At 60.3% G+C, this 9,702-nt stretch carries 7 protein-coding genes, 1 tRNA gene and 1 pseudogene; 5 read left to right on the top strand and 4 right to left on the bottom strand.

Annotated features, from left to right (window positions below; translation table 11 throughout):
• Window positions 1–291: pseudogene (locus tag AC1RT6_RS19960) on the bottom strand (tonB-system energizer ExbB); the annotation flags it as partial.
• Window positions 292–640: 349 nt separating this feature from the next.
• On the opposite strand from AC1RT6_RS19960, the gene AC1RT6_RS19955 reads away from it, so the two are divergent.
• Window positions 641–1,789, top strand: coding sequence for an efflux RND transporter periplasmic adaptor subunit (locus AC1RT6_RS19955; protein ID WP_079446290.1), 1,149 nt, complete (start codon window positions 641–643; stop codon window positions 1,787–1,789).
• Window position 1,790: 1 nt separating this feature from the next.
• The gene (locus tag AC1RT6_RS19950; RefSeq protein WP_079446289.1) at window positions 1,791–4,922 is read left to right on the top strand and encodes a multidrug efflux RND transporter permease subunit; all 3,132 of its coding nucleotides are present in this window, start codon (window positions 1,791–1,793) and stop codon (window positions 4,920–4,922) included.
• 76 nt (window positions 4,923–4,998) lie between these two features.
• Here AC1RT6_RS19950 and arsB read toward each other — a convergent pair whose 3' ends face one another.
• The 3 genes from arsB to AC1RT6_RS19935 are packed head-to-tail and all read right to left on the bottom strand — an operon-like array spanning window position 4,999 to window position 6,897.
• Complete coding sequence (gene arsB / locus AC1RT6_RS19945; protein ID WP_079446288.1) at window positions 4,999–6,054, bottom strand: ACR3 family arsenite efflux transporter; 1,056 nt, start codon at window positions 6,052–6,054, stop codon at window positions 4,999–5,001.
• A 9-nt stretch (window positions 6,055–6,063) separates the two neighbouring features.
• On the bottom strand, window positions 6,064–6,489 hold the full coding sequence (arsC, locus tag AC1RT6_RS19940; protein ID WP_079446287.1) for an arsenate reductase (glutaredoxin): 426 nt from the start codon (window positions 6,487–6,489) through the stop codon (window positions 6,064–6,066).
• 45 nt (window positions 6,490–6,534) lie between these two features.
• Window positions 6,535–6,897: an ArsR/SmtB family transcription factor gene (locus AC1RT6_RS19935; RefSeq protein ID WP_079446306.1), complete on the bottom strand. Its 363-nt coding sequence runs from the start codon at window positions 6,895–6,897 to the stop codon at window positions 6,535–6,537.
• On the opposite strand from AC1RT6_RS19935, the gene AC1RT6_RS19930 reads away from it, so the two are divergent.
• From AC1RT6_RS19930 to AC1RT6_RS19920, 3 genes are all read left to right on the top strand, one after another.
• A complete protein-coding gene (locus AC1RT6_RS19930) occupies window positions 6,853–7,083 on the top strand; it encodes a hypothetical protein (RefSeq protein ID WP_493029621.1) in 231 nt (76 codons plus the stop codon). The two genes, AC1RT6_RS19935 and AC1RT6_RS19930, sit on opposite strands and share 45 nt — an antisense overlap.
• Window positions 7,084–7,402: 319 nt before the next feature.
• Window positions 7,403–7,476 (top strand) — tRNA-Gln (locus tag AC1RT6_RS19925).
• Window positions 7,477–7,819: 343 nt separating this feature from the next.
• Window positions 7,820–9,580, top strand: coding sequence for an ATP-binding protein (locus AC1RT6_RS19920; protein WP_472789422.1), 1,761 nt, complete (start codon window positions 7,820–7,822; stop codon window positions 9,578–9,580).
• Window positions 9,581–9,702: the final 122 nt, after the last annotated feature.

Genomic DNA, 9,702 nt, shown 5'->3' with positions numbered 1-9,702 from the left:
CGACATAAACATCGACCACGGAGACAGGTCGTGAGGTGACGCCTGCTCCAGCAGGTTGGCGCCGGCGTCACCGGCGGAGGACGGCGCAGCCTCGATGGAAGACGGCCCCGATGCGCCGGAGGGCGACGGGGGCGCCTGAACCGTCGTTGCCGGTGCAGACAATGCCGGCGTCGGCGCGGATGGCGCCGTCGGATGCGGCGCACTGCTCTGCTGCGCAATCGCAGGAGAAACCAGCGACAAGACAGTCAGCGTGACCGCAAGCGAAATCGTCCTCAGTGACGTTCTAAACATCACTGCGTTCACATCTCGGCTCAACAGAAAACAGGATCATAGATGCCGACCAATTTACCATTTCAGGGATCATCAGCCCAAAGCGTTCGACAAGGCTCTGTAGCGCCGTCCAGATCGAAAAACAGGCTGCGTGTACGGGCACTCCTACCATGCTCCGCTATCAGAAAAAAGACGGAACACGGGCGCCACCGCCTTCAAGATCGGCGCGCCCCGCGTGGGTCGACAGCGTCCAAAGCTTTCAGATTGCTTAGAACTTCAAGGGATGGTGTGTTTACACGCAATACGCACGGATATACCACGGCGGCGCGAGTATTTTTTGAAAGCCTCTAATTTCCTAGGCGCAAGCATCATGTCCCGGTCGCGAATTGTCGGTTGGACGTCCCTCGTCGCGGTGATCGCTGTGATGGGCGGCTACGCGCTGTGGCACCACGGTACGGGAAAGCACAACGAGCCTACCAGAAACGCTGCACAGGTTCCGCCGGTTCCGGTCAGGATCGCAACCGTACGCAAAGGTGATTTCCCGATCTATCTGACCGGACTTGGAACCGTGCAGGGATTCAACACCGTCGTGGTCCGCACGCGTGTCGATGGTCAGATCGACCGGATCGCCTTCAAGGAGGGCGAGCTGGTCGAAAAGAACGACCTGCTCGCCCTGGTCGATCCGCGGCCGTACCGGGCCGCGCTCGACCAGGCCAAGGCCAAGAAAGCGCAAGATGAAGCCAATCTGGCCAACGCCGAACTCGACCTGCAGCGCTATACCAAGCTCGGCGAATTCGCGACGCGGAAGCAGACCGACACTCAGCGTTCGATGGTGCAGCAGCTCAACGCACAGATCGCTGCGGACGAAGCCGCGATTGCCAATGCACAGACCCAACTTGACTACACCGGCATCCGTGCGCCGATTGCGGGCGTCACCGGTTTCCGTCTTGTCGATCGGGGCAACATCGTCAATGCCTCAACCCAGACCGGCATCGTCACCATCGCGCAGATCGAGCCGATCGCCGTGATTTTTACCGCGCCGGAAGATCAACTGCCGCAAATCAAGGATGCCATCGCGGCCGGTTCGCCGAAGACGGTCGCGTACTCACCCGACGGCAAGAGGATGCTTTCCGAGGGAACGCTGACGCTAATTAACAATCAGGTCGACACCGCGAGCGGGACTATCCGCCTCAAGGCGGTTTTCGAGAACAAGGATCATATCCTGTGGCCCGGGCAATCGGTCTCGACCCGTCTGCTAGTGTCCACGACGAAGGATGCCGTCGTGGCTCCCGATGACGCGGTCAAGCATGGAACCGACGGACTTTATGCTTACGTGGTCAAGGAAGACAACAAAGCTGAGTTTCGCAAGATCAAGGTTGGCAAGTCGATCGACGGCGAAACCATCATCAAAAAAGGGCTCGCTCCGGGAGAGCGTGTTATTGTCGCCGGACAGTATCGGGTTCAACCAGGATCGGTCGTGACGGCGACAATCGCGAGCTCCGAGTCATCGGGCGACTAGGATGAACGACAGCATTTCTGCGCTGTTTATTCGCTATCCCATCGGAACATCGTTGCTGATGGCGGGCATTCTGTTTGTCGGTCTGGTAGCCTTCCCGCTGCTTCCGGTCGCGCCGTTGCCGCAGGTCGATTTCCCCACGATCCAGGTCCAGGCGAACCTGCCCGGCGCAAGCCCCGAAACCATGGCGTCGTCGGTGGCGCAGCCGCTCGAGCGGCAAATGGCGCAGATTCCCGGCATCGCGCAGATGACATCGACCAGTTCGATCGGGTCGACGTCGATCACAATCCAGTTCGATCTCAACCGCAACATCGACGGCGCGGCCAACGACATTCAGGGCGCAATCAACGCCGCCAGCGGCCAGTTGCCGAAGAACCTTCCGAGTCCGCCGACCTACCGCAAGGTCAATCCCGCCGACTCGCCCATCATGTTGCTGTCGGCAACATCCGACACCCTGCCCCTGACGACGGTGAGCGACGACACAGACGCCCAGATGGCGCAGCAGATCAGCCAGATTTCCGGCGTCGCGCAGGTCTTCGTTGGCGGCCAGCAGAAACCGGCGATCCGCATCCAGATCGATCCGGCGAAGCTCGTGGCCAAGGGCCTGTCGCTCGAGGACATCCGCAGCCAGATCACCCTGACGACCGTCAACGCTCCCAAAGGCAGCATCGACGGCGGAACGCGCAGCTACACCATCTATGCCAACGATCAGCTGACCGCGTCGAAGGATTGGAACGACGTGATCATCGCCTATCGCAATGGAGCGCCGCTGCGCGTGCGCGACATCGGCCGGGCGGTGACAGGCCCCGAGGACAACAAGCAGGCGGCGTGGGCGAACGGCAAGCGCGGCGTATTCCTCATCATTTTCAAGCAACCGGGCGCCAACGTCATCGACACCGTCGACAGGATCAAAGCGGAGTTGCCCAGACTGATCGCGGCGATCCCGCCTGCGATCAAGATCAAGATCATCAGCGACCGCACCACCACCATTCGCGCCGCAATCGAAGACGTTCAGATCACCCTACTCATCACCATCTGCCTCGTCATCATGGTGATCTTCCTTTTCTTGCGCAACTTCTGGGCGACCATCATCCCGAGCGTCACCGTTCCGCTGGCGCTGCTCGGCGCATGCGCCCTGATGTGGCCATTCGGCTATTCGCTCGACAACCTGTCGCTGATGGCGCTGACGATCTCGGTCGGCTTTGTCGTCGACGACGCTATCGTCGTGCTGGAAAACATCAGCCGCTATATTGAACAGGGCAAAAAGCCGATGGCGGCGGCGTTGAAAGGCGCGGGCGAGATCGGCTTCACCATCATGTCGATCAGCATTTCGCTGATTGCCGTGCTGATTCCGCTGCTGCTGATGGGCGGCATCATCGGGCGGCTGTTCCGTGAGTTCGCGGTGACGCTGGCAATGGCGATTTTCGTGTCGCTCGTCGTATCGCTGACGCTGACCCCAATGATGGCGTCGCGTTTCCTGCGCAGTCATGACAGCGTGAAGCACGGTCGGCTCTACCAACTCAGCGAGCGCGGTTTCGATGCGCTGCTCAACGCCTATCGCTGCGGTCTCGATCTCGTGCTGCGCTGGCGACGCACCACGCTTCTCGTGTTCTTCGTGACGCTCGGCCTCTCGATCTACCTGTTCGTGATCATCCCGAAGGGGTTTTTCCCGCAGCAGGACAACGGCATGATCCTCGGCACCTCCGAGGCCGCGCAGGACATCTCGTTCGCGGAAATGAAGAAAAAGCAGGAGGAGCTCGGCGGGATCGTGTTGGCCGATCCCGCCGTGCACAGCATCGCCATGTTCATCGGCGGCGGCGGCAGCGCACTCAACAACGGCCGCATGTACGTCACGCTGAAGCCGCGGGAGGAGCGCGATGCGTCGGCGCAGCAAGTGATCGAGCGGCTACGGCCGAAGCTTGAGCAGGTGGAAGGCGCGCGACAGTTTCTTCAGGCCTCGCAGGACGTCCGGCTCGGCGGCCGCGCGACCCGCACCCAATTCGAATATACGCTTCAGGACGCCGATCTCGACGAGCTGAATACCTGGGCGCCGAAGGTTCTGAAGAAGCTGCAGACGCTGCCGCAGCTGCGCGATGTCGCCACCGACCAACAGACCAACGGCACCACGCTAACGCTCACAATCGACCGTGACGCGGCGTCCCGCTACGGCGTCACACCGCAGCTCATCGACGATACGCTCTACGACGCCTTCGGACAGCGGCAGGTCGCGCAATACTTCACGCAGCTCAACACCTATCGCGTGATTCTCGAAATCCTTCCCGACTTGCAGGGCAAGGTCGACACGCTGGACAAGATCTACGTCAAGTCGCCGCTCACCGGCGAACAGGTCCCGCTGGCGGTTTTCGCCAAGTGGACGACCGTGCCGGTGCGGCCACTGTCGATCAGCCATCAGGGCCAGTTCCCCGCCATCACCATCAGCTTCAACCTCGCGCAAGGCGTGGCGCTGGGACAAGCAACCGACGCGATACAGAATGCAATGCGAGAGCTCGGTACGCCCGCCACCCTCAACGGCAGCTTCCAGGGCACCGCGCAGGCGTTTCAGCAGTCGCTCGGCACCGTTCCGCTGCTCATCCTGGCCGCGCTCATCGTCGTATATTTGATCCTGGGCATTCTTTACGAAAGCTACATCCATCCGATCACGATCCTGTCGACGCTGCCGTCGGCGGGTGTCGGCGCGCTCGCGACGCTGATGCTGTTCGGCTACGACTTCAGCCTGATCGCACTGATCGGGATCATCCTGCTGATCGGCATCGTCAAGAAAAACGGCATCATGATGGTTGACTTCGCGATCGCGGCCGAGCGCGAGGAGCATTTGTCACCGGAAGAGTCCATCCGCAAGGCCGCCCTGCTCCGCTTCCGGCCCATCATGATGACGACCATGGCCGCGATGCTCGGCGGCGTGCCGCTGATGTTGGGCACCGGAGCTGGATCGGAGATTCGTCAGCCGCTCGGTTATGCGATGGTCGGCGGGCTTCTGGTCAGTCAGGCGTTGACGCTTTTCACCACGCCGGTCGTCTATCTCTATCTTGACCAGTTCTCCAACTGGCTGTCCCGCTGGAGCCGTGGCGGTCGTAACCTGTCGAGCCACAACTCGATCAAGGAAGCGGCCGAATAGCGCGCGGGCCGTGGCCGCAACCCCGTGCCGACCGACCGAAATCCATTCCGGCCCTGGGCCGCCCGCTTTGGCAACATCAACGGTTTGCCTCCACAACCGCCGCCGCCTTACCGTCGCGCTCGTACCAACCTTTGGAGCGGTTCACGATCCACACGACGGAGAGCATGACCGGCACTTCGATCAGCACACCGACGACGGTCGCGAGCGCCGCGCCGGAATGGAAACCGAACAGGCTGATGGCGGCCGCAACGGCCAGCTCGAAGAAGTTGGACGCGCCAATCAGGGCCGATGGGCCGGCGACACAATGTTGCTCCCCCGAGATTCGATTGAGCAAATAGGCGAGCCCGGAATTGAAATAGACCTGGATCAGGATCGGCACGGCGAGCAGCGCGATCACCATCGGCTGCGCCATGATTTGCTCGCCCTGGAAACCGAACAACAGCACCAGCGTCGCCAGCAGCGATACCAGTGAGACCGGCCCGAGCTTCGCGAGCAGCCTGTCGAGCGCGGCCTGCCCGCCGCTCGACAGTAGACGCCGTCGGATGATTTGCGCGACAATCACCGGGATGACGATGTAGAGCGCCACCGATAAGATCAACGTGCCCCACGGCACGGTGATCGCGGACAGGCCTAGCAGTAGCCCGACGATCGGCGCGAAGGCCACTACCATGATCGCGTCGTTGAGCGCGACCTGGCTCAGCGTGAAATGCGGTTCACCCTTCGTCAGATTCGACCATACAAACACCATCGCCGTGCAAGGCGCGGCGGCGAGGATGATGAGGCCCGCGATATAGCTGTCGATCTGGTCGGCGGGCAGCAGGGACCGGAACAACCAGCCGATGAAGAGCCAGCCGAGCAAAGCCATGGAGAACGGCTTCACCGCCCAATTGACGAACAGCGTCACGCCGATACCGCGCCAGTGTCGGCCAACCTCACCGAGCGCGGCGAAGTCGATCTTGAGCAGCATTGGAATGACCATAAGCCAGATCAGTACGGCCACCGGCAGGTTGACCTTGGCGATTTCCGCTACGCCGATCGCCTGAAACACGCCTGGCATAACATGGCCGAATGCGATGCCGACGACGATGCAGAGCGCGACCCAGAAGGTGAGATAGCGTTCGAAAGTAGACATGATTTTTCCTCACACCGTCGCGATGCGGCGACCTCGTTCGTCGACAACGCGCTCACCGTCTTCCTTCGTGAGTTCGCCTTGCTGCGGCGGCAGCAAATTGAGAACTTCTTCGGACGGCCGGCAGAGTTTCACGCCCTTTGAGCTGACGACGATCGGCCGGTTAATAAGAATCGGATGCGCCATCATGGCGTCGAGAATCTGGTCGTCGGTCAGTTTCGGATCGGCAAGGCCAAGCTCCGCGTAAGGCGTGCCCTTTTCGCGTAGAAGTGCCCGCGCGGAGATGCCGATGCGCGCGATGAGTTGCGTCAGCAGCGTGCGTGACGGCGGCGTCTTCAAATATTCGACGACATGCGGCTCGATGCCGGAATTGCGGATCATCGCCAACGTATTGCGCGACGTGCCGCAGTCGGGGTTGTGATAGATGATGACGTCCATGATCGACCTCACGCCGCGCTGTTGCGAGGCGAGGACTGATCTGCATCAGACATTGGAAGCACCTTTCTCAGGTTCGCAACACGAGGACAGCGCGGCGACGGCCGGATTGCACACCTCGGGATGGCCCTGGCAGCAGTCGCGCATGAGGAATTCGACAAGATTGGAGAGCGTCACTAAGGCCGCGCTGTAGATGATCGACCGCCCTTCGCGCCAAGATTCGACAAGCCCGGCCTGTTCGAGATGACTCAGGTGAAAGGACATGCGCGAGGAGGATGCGCTGTCCATCGCTTCTCCGATGGCGCCAGCGGACATCCCTTCGCGACCCGCTTTCACCAGAAGACGGATGATGCGGAGCCTCGTTTCTTGCGCGAGCGCGGCGAAGGCGTCAAGCGCCTGTCTTTCGTGCATTGTCATCTCAATATTTCAATTATTATTGAAATATCAAATACACGAGAAATTCGTGGTGCGCCAGTCCTTCTGCGGCAATTCCAACTTCAAGTGCCGCCTTCAGCGGATCAAGCAGGGCTATGGATGGTTTTAGGTTTTATGCGGGTTTCCTGGATTTTCGCTGGTACGATCGCCACCCCTAGTTAAAGGCTACGAGGTCGACCAGATCGCCAACGACATCGGCATGTCACGGCAGAACGTCGAGCATTACATGCACTTCCGCGATCAGATGAAGGTCGGTGCCGACGGTCAGAAACGGCTGCAATTAATCGTAAATAGAGAGCCCATCTGAAGGGTGTCCCTACCCCTCTCGTGCTGTGGTAATAGTGGCGTCTCTTTCCGCCCTATGGGCTAGACCACGAACATTGAGGCGGCTATATCACGCGAGCAAATAGCCGGGCTTACAAAACTTTTGAGCGACATTGCAAAACTTTCCGAAAAAAGAAAGTTAAAACAATCGCTTAATTGGGGAATGGTGTAACGGTAGCACAACAGACTCTGACTCTGTTTGTCTAGGTTCGAATCCTAGTTCCCCAGCCAGTTACCCCAACCAGGATTGAATCGCGTTCGTCGGGGCGCAATGGCTCCGAGCGGCACAGATCGATCCGCGCGGCTAGGATGTGCCCGCGCTCCCTGGAATTCTATCGGCACCGCCTTCAGGTAAACGAATCTTTAAGCCCCAGGGCGCCGCCTGCCGCCCTCACTGCCGAATTTTGCAATAAAAACAGCAAGAAGAAAAACAGGTTGCGCCCAATTGAGACAGTCGCCGCGCATGGCAGATCTAGGGACGTGATCGATACCTTCGGCTTAACAGTTTTTTGCAATAACCCGTGCGAGCATTGAAGCTGCAGCAGCACACGACACAAGAAATGTGATCAGAAAAATGCTTCATTCGACTACCGCAAGCTCCTTCGGACGTGTCATTTCCGTACGGGGATCACAGGCGCGCGTGGGTATTTTGAGGACCGGCCGCATGTCGCCGGCAGCGACCCGCGCGACCGTCGGCCGGTTCGTCAGCCTGCGCAGCATGACCTCCACGATCGTTGCGATGATTACGGAGGTCTCCTGCGAGAATCTGCCCTCTGATGAGTTCATGGCAAGCGCCTCGGTCGATCTGCTTGGCGAAATCCTTGACAGCTCCGGTCCCCGCCCGCGTTTCCAGCGCGGCGTCACCAACTATCCGGCGATCGATGATCTAGCGGACCTGATCACCAATCAGGAGCTCCGGACCATTTACGCGCCCAACGGAGCGGATCAGATCGATGTCGGTACGTTGCAGCAAGATCAATCCGTCAAAGCCTTTGTCGACGTCGAAGAAATGCTCAGCAAGCACTTCGCCGTACTTGGCTCGACCGGCGTCGGCAAGTCGAGCGGCGTTTCGCTGCTCATCAACGAGATCGTGAGATCGCGCCCCGATCTCCGCATCTTCCTGCTCGACGTACACAATGAGTACGGCCGCTGTTTCGGCGATCATGCCCTCGTGCTGAACCCGCGCAATCTGAAATTGCCGTTCTGGCTGTTCAACTTCGAGGAAATCGTCGACGTTCTGTTTGGAGGCCGACCCGGCGTGCCGGAGGAGCTCGATGTTCTTGCGGAGGTGATCCCGATTGCGAAGAGAATCTATACGCAATATCAGCACGCAGATCGTGCCAGCCTCAAACGTATCGATCCCAAGAGCGTCGGCTTCACGGCCGACACGCCGGTGCCTTATCGACTGGTCGACATGATGTCGCTGATCGACGAGCGCATGGGCAGACTGGAAAACCGCTCGTCGCGTATCGTCTACCACAAGCTGATCTCACGCATCGAAACCGTGCGCAACGATCCCCGCTACGCCTTCATGTTCGATAACGCCAACGTCGGCGGCGACACCATGGCCGAGGTTGTCAGCCTGCTGTTCCGTCTGCCTGCCAACGGCAAGCAAATGACGATCATGCAGCTTGCCGGCTTTCCCGCCGAGGTTGGCGACTCCGTGGTATCGGTTCTCTGCCGCATGGCGTTTGACTTCGGTCTATGGAGCGATGGCGTCTCGCCGCTGCTGTTCGTTTGCGAGGAAGCGCACCGCTATGCGTCGGCCGACCGAAGTATCGGCTTCGGCCCCACGCGCAAGGCGATCTCCCGTATCGCCAAGGAAGGCCGCAAATACGGCGTTTATCTTGGTCTGGTCACGCAGCGCCCGGCCGAACTCGACGCCACCATCATTTCCCAGTGCAACACGCTATTCACGATGCGTCTTGCCAACGACCGCGACCAGTCGCTCTTGCGTTCGGCGGTCTCGGATGCGGCTGCTAACCTGCTCTCGTTCGTGCCGTCGCTCGGAACCCGCGAGGTGCTGGCTTTCGGCGAAGGCGTCGCGCTTCCCACCCGGCTGCGCTTCAAGGAAGTCCCGGCGCACCAGTTGCCCCGCAGCGAAGCCAAGATCTCGACGGTGCCGTCGGCCAGTCGCGGCCAGGATATGCAGTTCGTGGATGCCGTTCTGGAGCGCTGGCGCGGCGCGACCTCGCATCGCGATGCGCCCCATGATCCCGCCCCCATGGCGCCCATGGAACGACCCGCGTTACGCCCGCTGGACGCGCCGATGCTGCAGCCGTCTCTTAGCCTCGATCCCGACCGCTTCTCGTTACTGAAAAGGCCGTTGCGATAGAACGTGTAGCGACATCGCCCCCTCTTCGCGACGCCGTCACCAACATGCACCCGAACGACGGGCTTTTTCTGATGGGAGGTTGCCCAAACAGGAGCAGCCAGCGGCTACAGCGCGACAGCGGG

The organism is Nitrobacter sp. MLSD-S21 (genome assembly GCF_058809865.1).
Note: the sequence above shows the minus strand (reverse complement) of the source record. Positions and strands in the feature narration are given on the sequence as shown.

Excerpts from the sequence above, each read along its gene's own strand:
- AC1RT6_RS19955 (WP_079446290.1), top strand. The coding sequence starts at position 641 with ATGTCCCGGTCGCGAATTGTCGGTTGGACGTCCCTCGTCGCGGTGATC.
- AC1RT6_RS19950 (WP_079446289.1), top strand. The coding sequence starts at position 1,791 with ATGAACGACAGCATTTCTGCGCTGTTTATTCGCTATCCCATCGGAACA.
- arsB (WP_079446288.1), bottom strand. The coding sequence starts at position 6,054 with ATGTCTACTTTCGAACGCTATCTCACCTTCTGGGTCGCGCTCTGCATC.
- arsC (WP_079446287.1), bottom strand. The coding sequence starts at position 6,489 with ATGGACGTCATCATCTATCACAACCCCGACTGCGGCACGTCGCGCAAT.
- AC1RT6_RS19935 (WP_079446306.1), bottom strand. The coding sequence starts at position 6,897 with ATGCACGAAAGACAGGCGCTTGACGCCTTCGCCGCGCTCGCGCAAGAA.
- AC1RT6_RS19920 (WP_472789422.1), top strand. The coding sequence starts at position 7,820 with ATGCTTCATTCGACTACCGCAAGCTCCTTCGGACGTGTCATTTCCGTA.